A 21166-nucleotide genomic window follows, 5' to 3' on the forward strand; every position below is an offset into this window, starting at 1 on the left:
TTCCCTGACCCTCGGGCCGTCCCACCGCGTTTCCCGTCCGGAGCCCAGGCCCGCCGTCCCCACCCCGGAGGAACCCGATGATCTACCCTCCCGCCGAGCGGCGACCGGTCGTCGACCACCTGCACGGACGTGCCGTGCCCGACCCGTACCGGTGGCTGGAGGACCCCGGCTCCCCGGAGACGCGGAGCTGGTCGGCGGCCCAGGAGGAGCTGTGGCGCGCCCACGCCGAGGAGCTGCCCGGCCGTGACCTGTGGCGCTCGCGGGTGGCCGCGCTGACCGGGGCCGGGATGGTCGGCACCCCGGCCTGGCGCGGCGAGCACCGGTTCTTCGTGCGCCGTACGGCCGACCAGCGGCACGCGGTCCTGTACCGGTGCGGTCCCGCGGGGACGGAGGAGGCGCTGATCGACCCGGCGGAGCTCGACCCGAGCGGGCTTACCACGCTCGACCACTGGCAGCCGTCCCCGGACGGCCGGCTGCTGGCCTACCAGCTGTCCAGGAGCGGGGACGAGCGCTCGGAGCTGCGGGTCATGGACGTCGTCACCCGGCGGGTGGTGGACGGCCCGATCGACCGGTGCCGGTACGCGCCGGTGGCGTGGCTGCCCGACGGGAAGTCCTTCTTCTACGTCCGCTCCCGCCAGGTCCGCCTGCACCGGCTGGGCACCCCCGCCGAGGACGACGCCATGATCATGGAGGAGGACCGCTCCTACGGCCTCGGGATCGGCCACGACGGGCGCTGGCTGACGATCTCGGCGATGGCCGCGGGGGGCAACGACCTCTGGCTGGCCGACCTGTCCGCCTCCTCCCCGGAGCGTCCGGACCTGCGGGTGATCCAGCGGGACGCGGGCGCGGTGACGGCCCCGGCCGTCGGCCGCGACGGGCGCCTGTACCTGCTCACCACCCTGGACGCGCCGCGCGGGCGGCTCTGCGTGGCCGACCCGGCGCGGCCGGGCCCCGAGGACTGGGCCGACCTGGTCGCCGAGGACCCCGAGGCGGTGATCGGCGAGTTCACCATCGCCGACCGGACGCTCCTCGTCGCGCGGACGCGGCACGCGGTCGCCGAGATCGACGTCCACGAGCTGGCCACCGGGGAGCGGCGCGGGCGGGTGCCGCTGCCCGGTCTGGGGTCGGCCGGCGGGATGACCGTCCGTCCCGAGGGCGGGCACGAGGTCTGGTTCACCTACACCGACAGCGTCACGCCCGCGAGCGTGCACCGCTACGACACGCGCACCGGCCTGACGACGCCGTGGGCCGCCCCGCCCGGCGCCGTGCAGGTGCCCGAGCTCCAGGCCCGCCAGGTGGTCTTCCCCTCGGCGGACGGCACGCCGGTGCGGATGGTCGTGCTGGCCCGCCCCGGCTCCGGCCCCCGGCCGGCGATCCTGTACGGCTACGGCGGGTTCGGGCTCTCGCTCACGCCGTCGTACTCCAGTTACGTCCTGCCCTGGGTCGAGGCGGGCGGGGTCTTCGCCCTCGCCCAGCTGCGCGGTGGCGGCGAGGAGGGCGCGGACTGGCACCGCGACGGCATGCTGGAGCGCAAGCAGAACGTCTTCGACGACTTCGCGGCGGCGGCCGAGAAGCTCGTCGCGGACGGCTGGACCAGCCCTTCGCTGCTGGGCGCGTGCGGCGAGTCCAACGGCGGCCTGCTGGTGGGCGCCGCGCTGACGCAGCGCCCGGACCTGTTCGCCGCCGCGGTCTGCTCGGCACCGCTGCTCGACATGGTCCGCTACGAGCTCTCCGGGCTGGGGCCGTCCTGGCGTCCCGAGTACGGCTCGGCCGACGACCCCGAGCAGCTGGGCTGGCTGCTGGGCTACTCCCCCTACCACCGGGTCACGAAGGGCGTCGACTACCCGGCGACGCTGCTGACGACGTTCGGCGGTGACTCCCGCGTCGACCCCATGCACGCGCGCAAGATGTGCGCGGCGCTGCAGTGGGCGACGTCGGGCTCGCGGCCGATCCTGCTGCGCCACGAGGGCGACGTCGGCCACGGCGCCCGCTCGGCGGACCGCGCGATCGGGCTGGCCGCGGACATGCTCGCCTTCCTCGCCGCCCACACCGGCCTGGAGGTCGGTTCCCCCCCGCGCCCGGCGGCGGGTGGTCAGCGGTAGCGGATCACGCCCAGCTCGGCCGGGTCGTCGGACCAGAGCCAGCCCGCCTGCCTGGCGATCCTGACCGCCTCGACGCGGGTGCGGGCGCCGACCTTGGTGAGGATCCGCGCCAGGTAGTTGCGCACGGTCCCGCCGGACAGGCAGAGCCGGTCGGCGATCTCGCCGACCGGGGCCCCCTCGGCCGCGGCCCCCAGGACCTCCAGCTCGCGCGCGGTCAGCGGGTTCCGCTTGGCGTGCAGCGCGGCGACGGCCAGTTCCGGGTCGACCACCTGCTCCCCCGCGGCCACCCGGCGCACGTACCCCGCGAGCTGGTCGGCCGGGGTGTCCTTGACCACGAAGCCGCGGGCCCCGACGTCCAGCGCCCGGCAGAGCGCGGCCGGGGTGGCGAGCCCGGTCAGGATCACGGGCGCGCACTCGGGAAGCCGGTGGCGCAGCTCCGCCGTCGCGGTGAGACCGTCGGTGCCGGGGAGCCCGATGTCGATGAGCGCGACGTCCGGCCGGAGCTGCACGCAGGAGGGGACGACCTCGTCGCCGTGACCGGTGTCACCGATGACCTTGATGTCGCTCTCCATGGAGAGCAGGGCGACCATGGCCCCCCGAACGAGATGCATGTCCTCGGCGATCAGGACACTGATCATGAATGGTCTCCCCTTGGTTCACGGTGAGGTCTCGCTCAATCCGAGTTCACTACCCCTGGAAGTCGGGTGATTACCGCAAGTCCGAGTTAAACACGGATCAGACGATATAGAAGTGGGATCAGTGCAGGTAGGAGGCTTCGCCGTACGCGAAAAGAATTTAATTCCAGAGTGATGTTTCCAATATGAACCGCAATTTCCTGATTTTTCCCAGCTCGGGGTTTTTTTCGGATGACCGATTTCGCGGCGATGCATACCGGTGGCACACCGGTGGCGTGCCGGTGCCCTCAGGGGCCGTCGGGCTCGCGGTTCTCCCAGGCCCAGGCGGCGATCTCGACCCGGTTGCGCACTCCGAGCTTGGGGAGGATGCCGGAGATGTGGCCTTTGACCGTGCTCAGCGAGATGAACAGCTCGGCGGCGATCTCGTGGTTGGTCAGGCCCCTGGCGATGGCCCGCGCCACCTCCGTCTCCCGTTCGGAGAGCGGCCGCCCCGGCCCGCGGGCGGAGGGGGCGGCGGCCGCCGTGAACCGGCGCAGCAGCCGCTGGGTGACCGACGGCGAGACCAGGGCGTCACCGGCGTCCGCCGCCCGGACGGCCTCGACGAGCAGGACGGGACCGGCGTCCTTCAGCACGAAGCCGGCCGCCCCGCCGCGCAGCGCGTCGTGGACGTACTCGTCGAGGTCGAAGGTGGTGACCACGACCACCCGGAGCGGGTCCGCGACACCGGGACCGGCCAGGAGGCGGGTGACCTCGATGCCGTTGAGCCGGGGCATCCGGACGTCCACCAGGCACACGTCCGGGCGCAGCCGCCGTGCCAGGAAGACCGCCTCGGCACCGTCGGCGGCCTCGGCGACCACGCTGATGTCGGGCTGGTCCTCCAGGATGAGCCGCAGGCCGCGGCGGACCATCGACTGGTCGTCGGCCAGCAGCACCCGGATCGTCATCGGCGGGCCCGCGCGGGGACGGGCAGGGTGGCGCGCACCAACCAGCCGGCCCCCGGGCGCGGGCCCGCGCTCAGCGTGCCGCCCAGGGCCTCGAGGCGTTCGCGCATCCCGACCAGGCCGTACCCGCCGCGGCGGGGGTACCCGGCCGGGACCGGCGGGGAGTCGTCGAGGACCTCGACGACGACGGATTCGCCGTCCCGGCCGACGCGGACCGAGACCGAGCGGGCCTGCCGGGCGTGGCGCGAGACGTTGGTCAGCGACTCCTGGACGACCCGGTGGACGGTGACGGCCACCTCCGGGGGCCACTGCGACTCGTCGGCCGAGCACAGCAGGCGCACCCGCGGGCCGCCTTCCCGCTCGCCGAAGCGCCCGACCAGGTCGCCCAGGGATCCGGGGCCGGCCGTGGCGGGGGACGCGTCGCCGTCGTCGCCCAGCAGGCCGACGACGCGCCGTACCGCGCGCAGCGCGTCGGACCCGGCGGCCTCGATCTCCGAGAACGGGCCCTGCGGTATCGCGGGCCGTCTGCGGGCGGCGAGCTGCGCGGCCTGGGCGTTGAGCACGATGCCGGTGACGTGGTGGGCGACGACGTCGTGCAGCTCCCTGGCCAGCGCCAACCGTTCGTCACGGCGCACCTTCTCGACGGCGGCCCGGTGGCGGGCCTCGAACAGCCGCGAGCACAGCCCCGTGGCCAGGGCGGCCGACCAGGCGACGGCGTTCAGCAGCGTCACGGGCGGGAGCCCCGGGGACGGCGGGGCGGCGAACCAGGTGGCGGCGACCAGCCCGAGCCCGCCGGCCGCGACGGCGGCGGCGCGCGGCGCCGGGAGCGTACCGACCGCGGAGCCGACGAGCACGGCCAGTCCCAGGGCCATGGCGGGGCCGGGTTCGCTGGGCAGCGACGCGAGACGGGCGACCACCAGGGCGGCCCCCGCGACGGCCAGGCCCGCGAGCGCCGCCCGCGTCCGGTCGCGCCGGCGCGCCAGGGCGATCGCGCACACCGCCGCCCCGGCGGCGCAGCCGAACCACCAGCGGGCGCCGCCCCAGGTGATCGCGATCTGGTACGCCCACAGGACGAGCGTCATCGCGGACACGACACCGAACCCGGCGTCGGCCGCGTTCCGCACCCGCCCGCCCGGCCGGTCCCGTACCTTCACGCCGTTCAGGCTAGAGGTCCCGGCCGCGCGCCGTACCGGCCGAAAGTACCGCCGCAGACGGCGCCGCCCCTGCCTTCGGCCGATATCCGGCACCGGGCGGGGCCCGCAGGATGAGGCCCATGCCACACGAAGATCCACTTTTGTCCGGGTCCCCCGGTACCCTCGCCGCGGCCCCGCCGGGCAGGCCGCGGATCGCCGCCCTCGACGTGCTGCGCGGGTTCGCGCTCTGCGGGATCCTGCTGGCCAACGTCAAGGCGATCGCCAACGCAGGCGAGGTCGTCCTGCGACGCTCACCGGCAGGCCCGCAGGAGACGCACGACGGCGTCCAGCAGGTCATGGGCATGCTCGTCGACCATCGCTTCTTCCCGATCTTCTCGCTGCTGTTCGGGATCGGGTTCTCGCTGCTGCTGGCCTCCGTCACGGGCCGCGTCGCCCACCCCCGGCTGCTCCTGCTGCGCCGGCTCCTCGCGCTGCTCGCGATCGGCCTGGCGCACTTCCTGCTGCTGTGGCAGGGGGACATCCTGACCGTCTACGCCGCCGTCGGCCTGCTGGTGCTGCTGCCCTCGACCTGGCTGCCGCGCGGGGCCGTGGCGGGCCTGGCCGTCGCGCTCGTCACGACGGCGCTGGTCCTCGGCGGCGACAGGACCGTGCTGGTCGCCGGGCTGTTCCTGCTGGGTTCGGCGCTGGTCCGGTACGGGGTGGCCGACCGGCTGGAGGACTCCACCCGGGTGCCGCTCCTGCTGGGCCTGGCCTTCGCCACGGCCGCGGCGCCCGCCCTGTGGGTGCAGACCGAACTGGCCGGCGGCATGGACGACCGGTCCTTCAATTTCTGGATCCACACGGCCGGGGCGCTGGTCGCGGGGGTGTACGTGTGCGTCCTGCTGGTGCTGCTCAGGACGCCGCTGCGACCGGCGCTGTCGGTCGTCTTCGCGCCGCTGGGCCGGATGGCGCTGACCAACTACCTGAGCGCCACGGTCCTGGTCCTGGGGGTCCGGCAGGTCCTGGGCTCCCCGCAGGACTGGTCCCCGGCCAGGGTGTACCTGATCGCCGCCTGCGTCCTCTGCGTCCAGTGGCCGCTGTCGGTCCTCTGGCTGCGCAGGTACCGACAGGGCCCGCTGGAATGGCTCTGGCGCTGGATCACCTGGGCCCGCCGCCCGCCGTTGCGCCGCGCGCCGGGACGGCAGGACTCCTCTCCCTAGGGCCGCGCTCAGATCGGGGCGGAGGCGGCGTGGTGCTCCATGAGAACGTCCGCCGTCAGGTAGCCCCCGCGGATCAGGTGACCCGGCGGGCGGGCGCGCAGCTCCCGGTAGTGACCGGCGATCCGGCTCGCCGCCACGGCCGGGACGGTGGCGCTCGTCCACAGCGGCCTGCGCCTGCCGACCGAGGCCGGGACCACCCACCAGAAACGGCACGCCTCGTCGATGCGGACGACGAGCCCGTAGTAGACGGAGACGACCGGCTCGCCCGAGGGCAGGCGGTGCACGTCGGCCGGGATGTTGTGCGCCCGGGCCAGCAGGGCCGCCAGTTCACCGGCCCGGAGGTCGACCGGGTGGGGCGCGAGCTCTCCGGGAGCGGTGTGATCAACGGTCACGCTGGCGAGGGTAGGGACCGGGCGGCCCCGGGCTCAACGTTGTTGCGCGATGTTGCGCGTTCACCCCGCGCGGAACGTCTCCGCCGCGGCCCGCAGCATGTCGCGGGCCTGCCGCCCGTACACGGCGGCGCCGCTCAGCGCCTGGAACGCCTTCTCGTACGCGGCCACGTCGCTCGGGGTGCGGTGCTGGATCTGGCCGGGCACGGTGTCGATCCGGACCCGGTCGGTGTCGTAGATCCAGAAGTTCTCCGGTGGCATGAGCGGCGGCCTGACCACCGCGGGGAGGATCCCGAAGGACACGTTGGCGACGCCGGAGGTCAGCTCCGCCAGCCGGTCGAGCTGGCCGGCCATCTCCTGCGGCCCGGCCAGCGGGGTACGGAGCGCCTGTTCCCCGACGACGAACGCGAACCGCTTGCCGCCGTCGCGCAGGACCTCCCGCTGCCGCAGCCTGGCCTCCACCGCGGCGTCGATGTCGTCGGGGATGCCACGGAAGTCGATGACGGCGCGCAGGTGTCCCCGGGCGTAGTCGTCGGTCTGCAGCAGTCCCGGGACCGCGGAGTGCTGCCAGACGCGGAACTGGCGCGTCCGCTCGTACAGCGGCTGGAAGGAGCGCTGGACGTGACCGAGGCCGTTCTCCTCCAGCCGGCGCCATTCGACGTACATGGCGTCGATGTTCTGGGCGGCCGCGATGAGGTCGACCACCTGCTCGTGCGCGTCGCAGGCCTCGCACCACGTCCGGATGTCGGTCTGGTTGGGCATCTGGACCGCGTTCTCGATCTTGGAGATCTTGGTGTGGTCCAGGCCGGTCTTCGCCGCCAGCGCCCTCCCGGTCAGCCCGGCACCGGCGCGGAGCGCCTTGAGCCGGGCCGCGAGAATGCCCTTGGCCTCGTCGATGCGCGCCGTGGAGGTCGCCATCTCCGTCACCTCGTCACCGCAGGGGGGTTGGTCCTTCGACCGTATGCCGCGTATCACGACCTGTCGCGAAAATTGCGAATCGTTGCGTACGCCGTCGGCGTGCTCCTCCCTGTGCTCCGGCGGCGTCCGGACGGGACCGCCCCGTCCGCGCACGCGCGGAATCCCCGCCCTCCGGGACGGGCCCGGAGGGCGGGCACGACCGTCGCGGGTGTGGTCGAATGGATCATCATGGACATCGCCTTGGACGACGCGACGATGACGGCGCTCGCGCGACGGCTGGTGGAGGTTCCCGGGATCGTCGCGGTGGCGCTCGGCGGCAGCCGGGCCCGCGGCACGCACCGCCCCGACTCCGACGTCGACCTCGGGCTGTACTACCGGGGCGACCTGGACGTGGCGGCGCTGCGCGCGCTGGCCGTACGGGAGGCCGGTGAGGGGAGCGAGCTGACCGAGCCGGGCGGCTGGGGGCCGTGGGTCGACGGCGGCGGCTGGCTGACGATCGGCGGACGGCGGGTCGACTGGCTCTACCGCGACCTCGACCGGGTGCACCGCGTCTGGGAGGACTGCCTGCGGGGCCACTACGAGATCGGGACGCAGGCCGGGCACCCGCTGGGGTTCTACTCCCACGCCTACGCCGGTGAGGTGGCGCTCTGCCGGGTGCTGGCCGATCCCGGCGGAGAGCTCACCGAGCTGCGGGAGAACGCCCGGTCCTACCCCCCGGCGCTGGGGACGGCGCTGGTGGACGGGCTCTGGGAGGCGGACTTCTCGGTGGGCCTGGCCCGGTACGGGGCGGCCGGAACCGACCCCGCGTACGCGGCCGGGTGCCTGTTCCGCGCCGTCGGCGTCGCCTGCCAGGGCCTGCACGGCCACGCGGGCCGCTGGCTGATCAACGAGAAGGGCATGGTGGCCTCGGCCGGCCGGCTGCCGGGGGCGCCGGGGGACTTCGCCGCGCGCGCCGGGCGGCTGCTCGCGGGCGTCGGCGGCTCCACGGAGGAGATCGGGCGGACCGTCGCCGACGCGGCCGTCCTGATGGCGGAGGTACGGGCGGCCGTCGGCCGCTGACCGGGCGCGTGTCCCGCGCCACGGGCCGGGCACGTCCGCCCGTACGGGCCAGGAATGTCGGGCGCAGGCCTTACGGTAGGGCGCGTGCCAGAGACGAACCACGAGATCACGCTCGACTCGGCCCTCACCGAGGAGGCCGTGCTCTCCACCTACCGCCGCATGTTCGCGGCGCTCGCCCGCGACAGCGGCGCGGTGGTGGACGACCCGGCGCTCGTCGACATCGCCGAGACGCTGTTCGCGGCGTTCGCCGAGGCCGGCGAGGAGTGGCTGACCCACGAGCAGATGCGCCACGTCTGCCGGGCCTACCCGCTCGACCGGTTCGAGAACCGGCTCCGGGTGCTGCGCGGCCTCGGCGCGATCCGCGAGGTCTTCCCCAAGCCCAACCAGCTCCGCTACCGCGCCTCCTTCACCAGCGTGGTGGGGCTGATGTTCATCCGCCGGATGATGGACGACGGCGGCCAGTCGGAGATGCACCGGCTGCTCGCGCTGGAGGACCTCAACGTGGCCGATCCTGCCACGACGATGGAGGAGGCCCGCACCAGCGCGCAGAACCTCTCGCGCGCCTTCCGCCTCTGGGCGCTGGAGCTGATCACGCTGACCGGCGGGACCATCGAGGAGCTGCGCGAGCAGGCGCCCAAGCTCTGGGGCACCGAGGAGATCACCCGGCGGGCGCAGAGCCTGCACGGGACCATCCTGAACCGTTGGCCCGACCTGGACCGCACCTGCACCGAGCTGCGCGCCGCGATCTACGCCTACAGCGACGCCTCGCGCCGCGCCGCCGGACGGCTGGCCGACTCCGCCGGTACGACGAGGAACCTGACGCTGCTCCCCGCGGAGACCTGGCGCACGTTCGCCCAGACCGCGAGCAAGGAGCGTCTGGCCGCGGTGCTCGACGGCTTCGTCTTCGACGCCCCCGCTCCCTGGCACGACCCGGCGGCGATCGTCCGGGCCGTGGACGAGAGCCCGCGCCCGGCCCCCGCCCAGCCCACTCCCCCGCGTTCGGCCCTGCCCGACCCCGGTCCCGCCGACACCTACGACCCAGGCACCGGCGGCCTGGACCACCTGACCTCGGTGGCCGAGGCCGCGCTGGCCGGGCGTTCCTCGGCCCGGCTGGAGCAGTTGCTCACCGCCGACGGCGAGTGGGTCTCGGCCCGCCGCCTGCTGGCCGACCTGGTCGCGGCCGATCTGCGCCCCGACTCCCCGTACCGGCTGCGCTGGTCCGACGGCCTCACCGCCGATCCCGCGGCCGAGCCCGCCTGGCTCTCCCACGGCCGGCTGGAGAGGACCGGCGGTGGCGACTGACCCGCACGCCCTCCCGGTCACCGGGGTCGCCGGGGCGGCCGGTGACACCGGAGGCTCCGGAGGCTCCGCGGCCGGGGCCGCGGCCGTCGGGCCCTTCGTGACGGAATCCGTTCCCGAGCGGCCCGAGGTGGCGCACGTCCGCGCGCGGGCCGGGGGTCCGCTCCGGCTCGGCACCGGGCGACCGGCTCCGCCGGGGATGGCGCGGCTGGGACGCGGTGACGGCACCGGCCTGGCGCTGCCGGTCTGGCCGGACGGCGCGACCCCCTCGCTCCTGGAGGAGTACCAGGTCACGCCGGTCGCGGTGGAACGATCCGGGGAGACCCGGCGGGTGCTGGCCGCCGCGCTGCGCTGCTGCTGGACCGACCTGTCCGCCGACCCCTGGCCCGGTGTCCCGGCCCCGATGGACGACGTGCTGTCGGCGTACCGGGCACTGATCGGGCGCGGCGACGACCTGATGCGCAACTGGGCGATCGGCGCGCTGCGCCGCCTGCACGACTCGGCCTGGCTGGAGGTCGCCGACGGCCATGTCCGGCTCGGTCCCCGGTGCGCCTCGTGGCCGGCGTCGTCGCACGCCCAACTGCGCGAGCTGATGCGCCGCCTGCCCTCGGGTGAGGAGGCGCGCGGAGGTCCGGCGGTCCTTCCCGTCACCGCCGACGGCGACGCTCTTCACGACCGTCCCGTCATCGCCGACGGCGACGCTCTCCACGACCGTGCCCCCGGCGAGGACGCTCCCGACGGCAGGGCTTCCGACGGCGGGACTCCCGACGGCGGGGGTCCCGGTGACGGTGCTCCCGGCGAGGGTGCCGGCGCCCTGGGTGACGACGCTTTCGGCGGACCCGGCGGGGAGTTCGAGGCCGCCCCGAGCGTCAGCGCTCCGGAGAACGTGGACGAGGACCTGCTCGGCCCCTTCGACGAGCGGCGCAGGGCCGAGATCGTGGCCGCGTTCATGGCGGTGGAGCACGCGGCCGAGCCGGTGCACGAGGCCCGCTTCCCCGCGCTGCGCGAGCCCGCGCTGCGCCACACGCTGGCCGGGATGCTGGAGCGCCGCGGCCGGGTTCTGATCCACGAGCGCGAGACGTGGACGTCGGGGTACGCGGACGGCGTGACCGCGGGGATGGGCCCGGTCCTGGGCCAGGCCGAGCGGGCGGTGCTGGTGCTGGTGCTGATCCACTCGGTGGCGATCCCCCGGGCCGACGGGCTCCTTCCCTCCGACAGCTGGCTGTCGCCGTTCCCCGCCCAGGTCGACGAGCTGCGACGGCACACCCGGCTGCCGATCGGCGAGCTGGAGGCCGCGCTCCGCGTCCTGCGGCACGCGGGCCTGGTGACCCAGGTGAAGGCGGGTGAGGAGGCCGGTGGCTACGTGCCGGGTCCGCAGTTCCACCGGCTGACCCCGCAGGCCAGGCGCCGCCTTCAGGAGGAGCTGATCCTCGCCGCCGGTCCGCACACACCGCTGGCCGCGGCCGTACGGGCGGCCCGGCGATGAGAGGGTGTGAACCGGCCACTTCACGACGGGCCACCGCGGCACGACGACTCACCCTGGCACGACGGGCCACCCTGGTGCGACGGGCCACCCTGGTGCGGCGGGCCGCCGTCCCGGTGCGACGGCACCTGGCGAGCGACCGCCGAGGGCCGTTGCGGGGGCGGCACCGGGCGAGCGACACGAGTCCGGCGGCACCGTCCGGTAGCCGGTGACGACGGCCACCGGGTGACGTGCCGAACCGGGCGACGTCCCGGGACGGGTGGCGTCCCGGGACGGCCTCCCGGAGCGAACGGCGTCCGGGACGGCGACCGGCGCAGTACCGCCGGGACGGGCTCCGATGTCGTGAGCAGAACGCAGGAGCCGTGAACACGATGGAAGAGGGGAACGGGGTTGACCGACCAGCGGAACCAGGCCGCGAAGGGCTCACGCGGGAGCAGCGCGAGGAGCGCGCCCCCCGACAGGGGCGCCTCCGGAGCCGAGGCCGCTCCGGCCATGGAGCCCGGGGACGTACCCGCTCCGGCCGCGGCGTCCCCGAGCGTGCCCGCTCCGGCCACGACCTCCCCTGGCGGGTCCGCCCCCGCGACGAAGGGGCGGGGCAGGGGCGCTCGGGCCACGGAGGCCCGTGACGTGCCCGCTCCGACCGGAATTCCCGGGGTCTCCGCGGTCTCCGGGGTCTCGGCCGGGACGCAGGCCACCCTGGTCTCCGTGGACGTCCGGGCGGGCGCGCCGACGGAGAACGTGGTGGGTGACCGGGTGCTGGTCGCCGTGCAACCGGTCAACATCTCCCGGCTCTCGACCCACCCGGTGCCGACCGTGCCGGGCACCCTCATCGTGGTCGCGGGTGCCGGGCCGAAGGACTCCAACGGCGCGGGCAAGTCGTCGTTCATCGCGATGATCACCGCGCTGCTCGGGGACGAGCAGTGGCGTTTCGCCTCCGGCGCCAAGTCGGTCTCGGAGCTGCTGTTCAACGCCGAACTCGCCGCGGGCGGTGGCGGCCGGACCTGGGCCAGCGCCGACCACGGCTACATCATCGGCGTCTTCGCACCGCCCGATCCGGCACCCGACGACGTCCCGCACGACGCCCCCGGGCGTCACCCGGCGCACGACGTCCCGCCCGGCGACACCTCGTCCGGCGACACCTCGCGCGACGACTCGCTGGACGCCGTCACCGTGTGGCTGCGGGTCAACCAGGAGGCCCCCCACCTGGAGATCAGATGGGTCCCCGGGATCCACCTGGCCTCGGCCGCCTCTGAGGCGGAACGGGTGGCGCGGGCGGACGAGCTCTGGGCGGCGCTGCCCCGCTCGGCCGGACGCCGCGACGTGGTGGCGCGCGACCTGACCAGGTTCCTGTACGGCGACCGGGTCAGATGCGTGTCCTTCCTGTCCACCTCGGTACGGAGCAAGGTCGCCACCAACCTGCTCTCCCAGCCGCTCAACGAGATCTCCCCCGAGCGGGTCTTCGAGGCGATCGCCGCGCTGACCGGCCTGGACGCCGAGCTCGACCAGGAGCGGGAGGCCCGGCGCGACGAGCACGCCCGGCGGGTCCGCGCGACGCGGGCCGTGGAGCTGCTCCGCGAGTTCGAGGACGAGTCCCGCACCCTGCTGGAGACCTTCGACCGGCGCGACCGGGCCCGCGTCCGGCTGGCCGAGGCCCTGCGCTGCTGGCGGGGACGGCTGGCGCGCAGGCTCGTCGACGCGGCACGGCGGGACGAGGCGCTGGCGGTGGAGCTGGAGCGGGTTGGGGCGGCGGGCGACCGCGCCGTCGAGGCGATCGGCGAGGTGCGGGCGGAGATCGCGACGCTCAAGGACGACACGCTCGAACGGGGTCTGGCCCAGGCCCGCAGGGAACTCGCCGACCTGCAGTCGCACGCGGCGAAGCTGGACGCCGACCGGGCGGTGGCGGAGAACTCCGTGGACGAGCTGCGCGGCTGGATCCCCGGCCTGGAGGAGCAGCGCCGCCTGGCCGACGGGCGTGACGTGACCACGGCCGGTGCCGAGCTGGCCGCGGCCGGAACGCGGCTGAACGAGGCGCTGAAGGCGCTGGGCGTGGCCGACCGCGAGAGCGAGGGGGCCAGGGCCGCGCTGGACGACGCCGAGGGCGGTCCGGCCGCGGCCCAGCTGAACGCGCTCGCCGAGGCGGGCGTGGGGGGCACCGGCCTGCTCGACGCCATCGACGTCGCCGAGCAGGCGCGCGACCAGGAGGGGCCCGACGGCGACGGCCGGGCACCGTCCGCGCCGGGGGCTCGGGGGTGGCCGCACGAGCACGCGGTGATCGTCGACGCCGCCGACCTGGAGGCCGCGGCACGGGCGCTGGACGCGCTGCCCGGTTCGGTGCTGGTCAGCGCCGCCGGAGTGACCGTGGTGGGGTCGTTCGAGGTGGCGGTCACCGGCAGGGAGGCCAGGATCAAGGCCGCCGAGCAGCGTCTGCACCGGGCCCGGGACGTCCAGGAGAGCGCGTCGGCGGCCGTGCGGTCCGCCGAGGACGCGGTGGCCGAGGCGGGCAGGCGGCTGGAGGGCGCCAAGGCGGCCGTACAGCTGACCGACATCGAGCGGCGGCTGTCCGAGCGGCGGCACGCGCTGATCGAGCTGGCCGAGGCGCTGGCCGCGATCGCGCCGAAGGCGGGCGAGGCGGAGCGCCGGGTGAGCTCGCTGGACTTCCGGTCCCGTACGCGCACCATGGAGGTCGAGCGGCTGGAGGGCCACCGGGCGCGGCATGAGGCCGACCGGGACCAGGCCGCGGAGCAGGCGGCGCGGATCGCCGCCGACCGCGAGGCGCTCGGCCTGGACGCGCTGGCCGGGGAGTGGGGCGGCACCGCCGAGGGGGCCCGTGGCTGGCTGGACGCCCTGGACGAGCAGGAGCGCCCGCTGACGGCCGAGGAGTGGTGGCGGGCCGCCGAGCGACGGCTGGACGAGGCGCTGCGCGACACCTTCCCCGGCGAGGACGAGGAGATGCCCGAGGAGCTGCGGTTCCTGGTCAGGGAGCGGGCCGCGCCCGGTGCCGGGCGTACCGCGCGAGAGCAGGCCACGTTCCCCGGTGTCTGCTCGGCGCTCGCCTCCTACCTGCGCGGGCAGGAGGAGTACGAGCGGCACCGGCGGCGCCAGATCGAGACGCAGATCGTCACCCGGCAGCGCGACCTGACGGCCGCGACCCGGGGAGCGGAGGAGGCCGCCCGGTCCACGGCCGCGCACCGGGCCGCGCTGACCGCCGCGATCAGGGCGCGGCTGGCCCGGGTGGCGGAGGAGTTCGACAGGCTCGACACCTCCTACGGAGGGTACGGGGCGACGCTGGAGTTCCCGGTGCCGCCCGCTCCCGCCGATCCCGAGCAGCGCTGGGCCTGGCGGGTGACCCCCAAGTGGCGCCGGGGCGAGGGCCAGGGGTTCGTGCCGTACGACCGGCGGGCCAACACCGCGCTGATGGACGAGAAGGCGGTGAAGCTGGTCTGCGCGGCGGCGATCGCGTCCTCGGGCGGCGGGCACCTGTGCCTGGTCCTCGACGAGCTGGGCCGCAACCTCGGCAAGGAGCACCGCAGGGAGGCCGTGGCGCTGTTCCGCCGGATCGGCGAGACGTACGGGATCACGGTGATCGGCGCGCTCCAGGACGACATGGAGCCCTACGCGGTCGACGCCTGCGGGCAGTACGTCAAGCTGCGCCGTTCCTCCGACGCCATGCCGTACAACGAGCCGCCGGTCGTCATCGGTCACGACGGTCACGCCGCCCGGGTGCGCGCCCTGGCCGCGGCGGTGAGCCGGTGAGCGGGCCGTCCGCAGGAGAGTGAGCGGCCCCCGGGGAGGACGGCGGGGAGTGACCCCGGGAGGACGGCGGGGGCATCCTCGGGGAGGACGGCGGGGAACTGCCCGGGAAGAACGGCGGGGAGGTGTCCCGGCGACGGTGCGCCGGGCCGCTCCCCGGTGTCACGGCCGTGGTCCGCGACGGCTGATGATCACTCCGGTCAGGCAGAGCGCGCCTCCGGCCAGGGCCGCCCACGGAGGCACCTCCCCGAGGAGCAGCCAGGCCATGAGGGTGCTCAGCGGGGCCGCCAGGTACGTCATCGCTCCCATCCGCCCCGCCGTCGAGCGGGACAGGGCGTACCCCCAGGCGGTGAAGGCGACGGCGGTGGGGAAGACGCCGAGGTAGACGGTCCAGGTGATCGCGGACGTCGACGCCCGGGGCAGCTCGTCGAGGAGCTGCGGTGTGAAGGGGAGGCAGAAGACCGCGCCGATGACGCATCCCAGCCAGGTGATGACGAGGACGGACGACCTGTCGAGCAGGGGTTTCTGCGAGACGACCCCTGCCGCGTAGGTGATGGCGGCCACGAGGGCGAGGAGGCTGCCGAGCCCTGCCGAGACGTTCTGCGAGGCGGTGGCCGTGCCGATGACGACGACCCCCGAGAAGGCGACGGCGCAGCCGATCAGCAGCGGCCTGGGGAAGCCCTCCTTGAGGACGAGACCGGCGAGCAGCGCGATGAGGACCGGCCCGAGGCTGACGATCATGGCCGCGGTACCGGCGTCGATCAGCTGCTCCGACCAGTTGAGCGTGACGTTGTACACGCCGAACCAGAGGAAGCCGTAGAAGACGAGCAGGGGCAGATCGCTCCGCGAGGGCATCGCCTCCCTGCGGGCCAGGACGAACACACCGAGGGCCAGGCTGCCGATGGTCAGCCGGGCGAGCGAGAGGGCTCCGGGCGACAGGTCGGTGCCCGCCGCCCGGACGCCGACGAAGGCGGAGGCCCAGAGCACCACGGCGACCAGCCCGGCGGCCACGACCCGGAGCGGTTCGCGTCGCTTCGCGGCAGGGGGATCGACGATCGGCGGAATCACGGTTGTTCTCCTGCTTTCCGGCCATACGCCATCGACGCGACATCACGCTGGAACGCGCCGGGACCACCGAGGGTCTCGTCAGCGAGGTCGCGTGCCATCTGTCATTCTTCCGGGGGAAGCAACCGGTTTTCGGCCATGGCCGTGACCGATTCGGGCATGCTCGCGATCGGACCGGCCGTGACCATGGTCGTGGCCTCGACCCGACCGGCCATGACCGTGGTCATGCTCGCGATCGGACCGGCCGTGACCATGGCCGCGGCCTCGACCCGACCGGCCATGACCGTGGTCATGCTCGCGATCGGACCGGCCGTGACCATGGCCGCGGCCTCGACCGGGCCGGTCGCGACCGGGTCATGTCGGCGCCGGTCCGATCGTCACGGTCCGGCGAGGACGAGCGGGTGGGGACGGGAGGGGCACCGTGTGGTGGGACGTCGCACTCGGCGTGGGCGTCGCGCTGGTGGCCGGGTGGCTGCTGCTGCTAGTGGCGCTTCTCGTCGTCCGCCCCGAGGCCGGGCTGCTGCGCGAGGCCCTGCGGATCCTGCCCGACCTGCTGCGCCTGCTCCGGCGGCTGGCCGCCGACGAGAGCCTGCCGCGCGGCGTGCGGGTCCGGCTCGGCCTGCTGATGCTCTACCTGGCGATGCCGATCGACCTGATCCCGGACTTCATCCCCGTGCTGGGCTACGCCGACGACGCCATCGTCGTCACCGCGGTCCTGCGCGGCGTGGTGCGACGGGCCGGGCTGGAGGCGGTACGCGGTCACTGGCCCGGCACCCCCGCGGGGTTCGACGCGCTGTGCCGCCTCACCGGGCTGGGCCCCTCCGGCCCCGGCCCCGGCGCCTGACGCGTCAGCCGTGGAGCGGCAACCGTTTGGTCAGCGCCGTGACCCGCTTACGCGGGCCGTACACCGCGACGGCGACGTACTCGACGTCCTCCCCCGGCGTCGCGGCCAGCGCGGTGAGGTAGTCGTCGTAGTCGCGGGCGTGCCGGGCCACCTCGTTGAAACCCACCGTGATCAGATCCTCCCGGGCACGGGCCCGGTCGTGGAGTTCTCGCAGCCGGTCACCGGAGGCGGTGAGCACGGGCACGGGGTGGGGGTTCAGCCCGGCGTGCACCCCGCCCGAGGCGTCCTTCCCCTCCGCCGCCGGTGGATCGGGCAGCCGTCCTCCCAGGCTCAGCCCGACCACGGCGGCGGCGTTCACCGCCAGCGCGGCAGGCAGGCCGTCACGGACCACCAGGACCAGCTTCGTCGCCAGAACCACGACGTACTCCTTTTCAGATGAACACCGATTCGCCGTCGAAGCTAGTCACATGCGTGCCGTACGGAGCGTCCGGGCGAACGAACGGCCGGAATCGGGAGGAGAATGCGAGCGTGGACGAACTTGATACGGAGATCATCCGGCTTCTCCAGACAGATGCGCGGCAGTCCAACCGGGAGCTCGCCCGCAGACTCGGCGTGGCGCCCTCGACCTGCCTGGAACGGGTGCGCGCGCTCACCCGGCGCGGCGTCATCCGTGGCTACCACGCCGACATCGACCACGCCTCGCTCAACCGCGGCGTCCAGGCCATGGTGTCGGTTCAGGTCCGCCCCCTGAACCGGACGGTCATCGACACCTTCAAGGACTCCGTGGCCCGGCTCCCGGAGGTGGTCAGCGTCTTCGTGCTCGCCGGTGGCGACGACTTCCTCCTCCACGTCGCCCTCCAGGACCTCGACCACCTGCACGCCTTCCTCCTGGACCGGCTCAGCAAGCGCCGGGAGATCGCCGGATTCCGCACGTCGGTGATCTTCCAGCGCGTCCACAACACCGTGCTGAGCAGGCTCCCGGAGCCTCCTCCCCCGGCGTGAGCCACCGGCTCGTCGGCCGTGTCACGGCCCGGCGATCACGGCCTCCCCGCGGCGCCCGGCCGTCACGAGGACGGGACCGGGGAACCGGGGCCGCCGTCCTAGAGCGGAGTCGTGTCGGCGGGCGGTTGGGCCTTCATCGCGGGCGAGCCGTAGACGGTCGGGACGCGGAAACCGCCGAGCCATTCGGTCAGGCGCGCCGCCTCGTCGTCGAGGGCTCGGCGCGCCGAAGCCGGTACCGGCTCCAGCAACCGCACCCGTACGACACCGGCGTCGTCCTGTACCCAGCAGCCCACCACCCGGCCGTCGGCCCAGGCGGTCGTGCCGGCGTTGCCCCGGCGGTCGAAGAGCCGGTCGCGGTGCGGGCCGAGGTAGAAGTCGCGTCCCTGCCAGCCCATGACGGTCGGATCGAGCACCGGCAGCAGGGCCGCCCACGGGCCGGGGTCGGGGGTCTCGTCGAGGTCGTCGGGCAGCACCCAGCCGGTGGCGCCCCGGTCGAGGGAGACCGCGACCGCGTCGAGCGCCGCGAGTGCCGTCCGTACCGCCGTCTTGGTGGCTCCCAGCCACCACGCGAGGTCGTCCACGGTGCCGGGCCCGAACGAGTACAACCAGCGGCGCACGATCTCGCGGTAGCCGTCGTCGGCGCTCATGGTCGCGGGGACGTCGCCGAGCCAGTGCCGCATCAGGGTCCAGCGCGGCCGCGAGGTGTACCAGCGGACGGCGTTGACGCCGCGCACGATGTCGGCGGTGGCGCCGAGGTGGGTCAGGACGCGCGACGCCGACCACGGGTCGGTCGGTGAGACCGTCACCCTGACGTCGATCATCGGTACCGCCCGGCGGATCTCCAGGGCCGAGCGGCCGTCGGGCGTGTCGGCGAGCGCCGCGAGGACCTCGGCGCGAGCGCGGTCGAGCCAGTCGTCGCCGTCGGCGGCGAGCCCGGCCCTGACCACGTCCCTGGCCATGCGGGCCCGTTCGTTGCCCGCGACCCGGGCTGACGCGCTGGGCCACACCGCGGGCAGCAGGTCGCGCGGGAAGACGAAGAGGGTACGGCGCATGGCCAGCTGTTTCACGAGGTCGCGGTCGTCGTAGAGGGCCCGGTCGACGTCGGCGAGCGTGAGGGACGCGACGCGCGCCCGGCAGGACAGGTGGACGGTCGCGGGCTCGGTGGCGTGCAGCACGGTCATCGCCCGGGTGGCGGCCTGCGGGGAACCGACGCGGAACGCCGGGGCCAGTGCGTGCCGGACGGCGAGTCGGGCGCGGCGTTCGTCGTCGGACATATGGCGCATCGCGCCATGGTGCCACAGCCGGTCCCTGATGACGGGCATATCGAGACCTTCAAGTTTCGAAACTACCCAGTATCGGAACTTGGCAGTTCCGATACTGGCTGGTATCGTTTCTTTGACGAGAGAGGAGGTGGACCATGACGGAAGGCACGCCGGACGGTGACGGCACATCCCCGCCCGAACAGACCGGACGTACCGGCAGGAAGCGGGACCATACGCGAGACGCCCAGATTCTCGACGCGACCCTCGACGTCCTCGCCGAGGTCGGCTACTCCGGCATGACCATGGACATGGTCGCGGCACGGGCGAAGGCGGGAAAGGCCACCGTCTACCGGCGCTGGTCCTCCAAGGGCGAGCTCGTCGTCGACGCGATCGCCCGGATGAAGTCCGGCAAGGCCGATGTGGGGAACCTGCCCGACACCGGCACGCTCCGCGGCGACCTCCTGGCCCTCTACAGGCCGCAGACGATCGAGGAGGGCGAGCGGACCCTGAGGATCATGACCGCGCTCGCCTCGATGATCTCCACCGACCCCACCTTCGCCGGGGCCGCCGACACCGCGCTCGTGAAGCCGTGGGCCGACGCGCACCTCGCGTTCATGCGCCGTGCCGTGGACCGCGGCGAAATCCCGGCGACGGCCGACATCGAGACGCTCTCCCGGGTCGTCCCGACGATGGCCGCCTACCGCGCGCTCGTCCAGCGCAGGCCCTTCGACCGCGAGTTCCTCGTCACCCTGGTCGACGGCGTGATCATGCCCGCGCTGCTCGGATAACCGCGCCTCGAACGACCCGCGCCACCCGGACGATCCGATCGGCGGCGCGCCGGCCACCCGGCCGGTTCCGGCGTTGGAACCTTCTCACCCCACATCGTCCTTCCCGGCCGACGCCGTTCTCGTCACCGGGCAGGCCGGGCGCCCGACCGCGCCCGAAACCCGTCACCAACGAACCGAGGAGCCGTCATGGCCATCACCACCACCACCCACCTGAACTTCCGCGGCGACGCCCGCGCGGCGCTGGAGTTCTACCGGACCGTGTTCGGCGGTCACCTCACCACCGTCGCGTACGGCGACTTCGGCATGCCGAAGGAGATGCCCGACGCCGACAGGATCGTCTTCGGCCAGGTCACGGCCGACAACGGCTTCACCGTCATGGCCTACGACGTGCCCTCCCAGGCACCAGCCGCCGCCGCACCCGCCGCCGCACCCGCCGCCACCACCCGCGAGCACGGCATGACGCTGACCGGCGAGCGGTTCTTCGTGTCCGTCCGCGGCGAGACCGTCGAGGAGGTCGGCGCGCTCTGGGACAGGCTCGCCGAGGGCGCCGACGTCATCGAGAAGTACGGCCCGTCGCAGTGGGCCCCGGGCTTCGGGATGCTGACCGACCGCTTCGGCGTCACCTGGATCCTCGACGTCGCCGCCCCGTACAACGGCTGACCGCCGACGCATCCGTCCGGTGCGGGGCGGCCGGGAATGCCTCCCCGGACCATCCGCGCCCCGGATGACGTGCCGGTCCGGGGCCGCACGCCGACCGGCCGCTACTCCGGCCCTCCGTCCGCGGATGTGTCGAGGTAGAGGCAGAAGGGGTGCCCGGCCGGGTCGAGGAGCACCCGTACCGTCTCCTGTGGCTGGTGGTCGGCGAGCGTCGCCCCCGCCTCGACGGCGTGCGCGACCGCGGCCTCGAGGTCGTCGACCTCCAGGTCGAGGTGCATCATCATCTGCTGGCGGCCGTCGGTGGCCGGCCAGACAGGCCGCACGTAATCCGACTCCGTCTGGAAGCCCATGTAGGCGACGCCGTCGGGCGGCATGACCACCACCCACTCCGACTCCTCCGTGGTGATCTTCCACCCGAGGAGACGCACGTAGAACCGTGCGAGCTCCCCCGCCTCGGGTGCGTCGAGCACCACACCCCACGACCGTGACCCTGAACGTCCGCGCATGGGGGCGTCATGCCCGAGGAGATCACGATCATGCGGTCTCTCGCGCCGGACGGCACGGCGCGGGCCGGAATGTGGCGCCCGGTCTCGGCGCGAGGGGACGGCCTGCATGCGGG

The 21166-nt window shown here is 74.2% G+C and carries 20 protein-coding genes; 10 read left to right on the forward strand and 10 right to left on the reverse strand.

What is annotated here, in order from left to right:
• Positions 1-77 precede the first annotated feature (77 nt).
• Positions 78-2102 (forward strand): prolyl oligopeptidase family protein, encoded by a 2025-nt coding sequence (locus tag ACIBCT_RS26565; protein ID WP_399192963.1) that lies wholly within the window; start codon positions 78-80, stop codon positions 2100-2102.
• Here the strand turns inward: ACIBCT_RS26565 and ACIBCT_RS26570 are convergent.
• The 3 genes from ACIBCT_RS26570 to ACIBCT_RS26580 all read right to left on the reverse strand — a co-directional run bounded on the left by ACIBCT_RS26570 (position 2093) and on the right by ACIBCT_RS26580 (position 4832).
• Positions 2093-2740 (reverse strand): DNA-binding response regulator, encoded by a 648-nt coding sequence (locus tag ACIBCT_RS26570; RefSeq protein ID WP_399192965.1) that lies wholly within the window; start codon positions 2738-2740, stop codon positions 2093-2095. The two genes, ACIBCT_RS26565 and ACIBCT_RS26570, sit on opposite strands and share 10 nt — an antisense overlap.
• A gap of 284 nt (positions 2741-3024) precedes the next feature.
• Positions 3025-3681 (reverse strand): response regulator, encoded by a 657-nt coding sequence (locus tag ACIBCT_RS26575; protein ID WP_399192967.1) that lies wholly within the window; start codon positions 3679-3681, stop codon positions 3025-3027.
• The gene (locus ACIBCT_RS26580) at positions 3678-4832 is read right to left on the reverse strand and encodes a sensor histidine kinase (RefSeq protein ID WP_399192969.1); all 1155 of its coding nucleotides are present in this window, start codon (positions 4830-4832) and stop codon (positions 3678-3680) included. The genes ACIBCT_RS26575 and ACIBCT_RS26580 overlap by 4 nt, the downstream gene beginning before the upstream one ends.
• A 119-nt stretch (positions 4833-4951) precedes the next feature.
• On the opposite strand from ACIBCT_RS26580, the gene ACIBCT_RS26585 reads away from it, so the two are divergent.
• On the forward strand, positions 4952-6031 hold the full coding sequence (locus ACIBCT_RS26585) for a DUF418 domain-containing protein (protein WP_399192971.1): 1080 nt from the start codon (positions 4952-4954) through the stop codon (positions 6029-6031).
• Positions 6032-6039: 8 nt separating this feature from the next.
• Here ACIBCT_RS26585 and ACIBCT_RS26590 read toward each other — a convergent pair whose 3' ends face one another.
• Both ACIBCT_RS26590 and ACIBCT_RS26595 read right to left on the reverse strand, forming a co-directional pair.
• Positions 6040-6423, reverse strand: coding sequence for a hypothetical protein (locus tag ACIBCT_RS26590; protein ID WP_399192973.1), 384 nt, complete (start codon positions 6421-6423; stop codon positions 6040-6042).
• 60 nt (positions 6424-6483) lie between these two features.
• Positions 6484-7338: a helix-turn-helix domain-containing protein gene (locus ACIBCT_RS26595; protein ID WP_399192975.1), complete on the reverse strand. Its 855-nt coding sequence runs from the start codon at positions 7336-7338 to the stop codon at positions 6484-6486.
• A gap of 210 nt (positions 7339-7548) precedes the next feature.
• On the opposite strand from ACIBCT_RS26595, the gene ACIBCT_RS26600 reads away from it, so the two are divergent.
• From ACIBCT_RS26600 to ACIBCT_RS26615, 4 genes are all read left to right on the forward strand, one after another.
• Complete coding sequence (locus ACIBCT_RS26600) at positions 7549-8397, forward strand: nucleotidyltransferase domain-containing protein (protein WP_399192977.1); 849 nt, start codon at positions 7549-7551, stop codon at positions 8395-8397.
• Between the two features lie 84 nt (positions 8398-8481).
• Positions 8482-9699 carry a hypothetical protein gene (locus ACIBCT_RS26605; RefSeq protein ID WP_399192979.1) on the forward strand — a complete coding sequence of 406 codons (1218 nt, stop codon included), beginning with the start codon at positions 8482-8484 and terminating at the stop codon, positions 9697-9699.
• Positions 9689-11182 (forward strand): hypothetical protein, encoded by a 1494-nt coding sequence (locus tag ACIBCT_RS26610; protein WP_399192981.1) that lies wholly within the window; start codon positions 9689-9691, stop codon positions 11180-11182. Before ACIBCT_RS26605 ends, ACIBCT_RS26610 begins: the two co-directional genes overlap by 11 nt.
• Positions 11183-11806: 624 nt before the next feature.
• The gene (locus ACIBCT_RS26615; RefSeq protein ID WP_399192983.1) at positions 11807-14932 is read left to right on the forward strand and encodes a chromosome partitioning protein ParA; all 3126 of its coding nucleotides are present in this window, start codon (positions 11807-11809) and stop codon (positions 14930-14932) included.
• Positions 14933-15091: 159 nt separating this feature from the next.
• Here ACIBCT_RS26615 and ACIBCT_RS26620 read toward each other — a convergent pair whose 3' ends face one another.
• Together ACIBCT_RS26620 and ACIBCT_RS26625 are read right to left on the reverse strand one after the other, a co-directional pair.
• Positions 15092-15997, reverse strand: coding sequence for a DMT family transporter (locus tag ACIBCT_RS26620; RefSeq protein WP_399192985.1), 906 nt, complete (start codon positions 15995-15997; stop codon positions 15092-15094).
• A gap of 101 nt (positions 15998-16098) precedes the next feature.
• Entirely contained in the window at positions 16099-16287 is a 189-nt protein-coding gene (locus tag ACIBCT_RS26625; protein WP_399192987.1) for a hypothetical protein, read from the reverse strand.
• 128 nt (positions 16288-16415) lie between these two features.
• On the opposite strand from ACIBCT_RS26625, the gene ACIBCT_RS26630 reads away from it, so the two are divergent.
• Positions 16416-16838: a YkvA family protein gene (locus ACIBCT_RS26630; RefSeq protein WP_399192989.1), complete on the forward strand. Its 423-nt coding sequence runs from the start codon at positions 16416-16418 to the stop codon at positions 16836-16838.
• A 4-nt stretch (positions 16839-16842) separates the two neighbouring features.
• Here ACIBCT_RS26630 and ACIBCT_RS26635 read toward each other — a convergent pair whose 3' ends face one another.
• Positions 16843-17256: a DUF2000 domain-containing protein gene (locus ACIBCT_RS26635; protein WP_399192991.1), complete on the reverse strand. Its 414-nt coding sequence runs from the start codon at positions 17254-17256 to the stop codon at positions 16843-16845.
• A 110-nt stretch (positions 17257-17366) separates the two neighbouring features.
• Between ACIBCT_RS26635 and ACIBCT_RS26640 the strand changes: the two genes are divergently transcribed.
• Positions 17367-17840 carry an Lrp/AsnC family transcriptional regulator gene (locus tag ACIBCT_RS26640; protein WP_399192993.1) on the forward strand — a complete coding sequence of 158 codons (474 nt, stop codon included), beginning with the start codon at positions 17367-17369 and terminating at the stop codon, positions 17838-17840.
• 98 nt (positions 17841-17938) lie between these two features.
• On the opposite strand, the gene ACIBCT_RS26645 is transcribed toward ACIBCT_RS26640, so the two are convergent.
• Entirely contained in the window at positions 17939-19162 is a 1224-nt protein-coding gene (locus tag ACIBCT_RS26645) for a winged helix DNA-binding domain-containing protein (protein ID WP_399192995.1), read from the reverse strand.
• Between the two features lie 95 nt (positions 19163-19257).
• Between ACIBCT_RS26645 and ACIBCT_RS26650 the strand changes: the two genes are divergently transcribed.
• Complete coding sequence (locus ACIBCT_RS26650; protein ID WP_399192998.1) at positions 19258-19890, forward strand: TetR/AcrR family transcriptional regulator; 633 nt, start codon at positions 19258-19260, stop codon at positions 19888-19890.
• Between the two features lie 186 nt (positions 19891-20076).
• Positions 20077-20550: a VOC family protein gene (locus ACIBCT_RS26655; RefSeq protein WP_399193000.1), complete on the forward strand. Its 474-nt coding sequence runs from the start codon at positions 20077-20079 to the stop codon at positions 20548-20550.
• Between the two features lie 101 nt (positions 20551-20651).
• On the opposite strand, the gene ACIBCT_RS26660 is transcribed toward ACIBCT_RS26655, so the two are convergent.
• On the reverse strand, positions 20652-21020 hold the full coding sequence (locus ACIBCT_RS26660) for a VOC family protein (RefSeq protein ID WP_399193001.1): 369 nt from the start codon (positions 21018-21020) through the stop codon (positions 20652-20654).
• Positions 21021-21166: the final 146 nt, after the last annotated feature.

Origin of the sequence: Streptosporangium sp. NPDC050855 (genome assembly GCF_044456585.1) — a bacterium.
Taxonomy (GTDB): Bacteria; Actinomycetota; Actinomycetes; order Streptosporangiales; family Streptosporangiaceae; genus Streptosporangium; species Streptosporangium longisporum.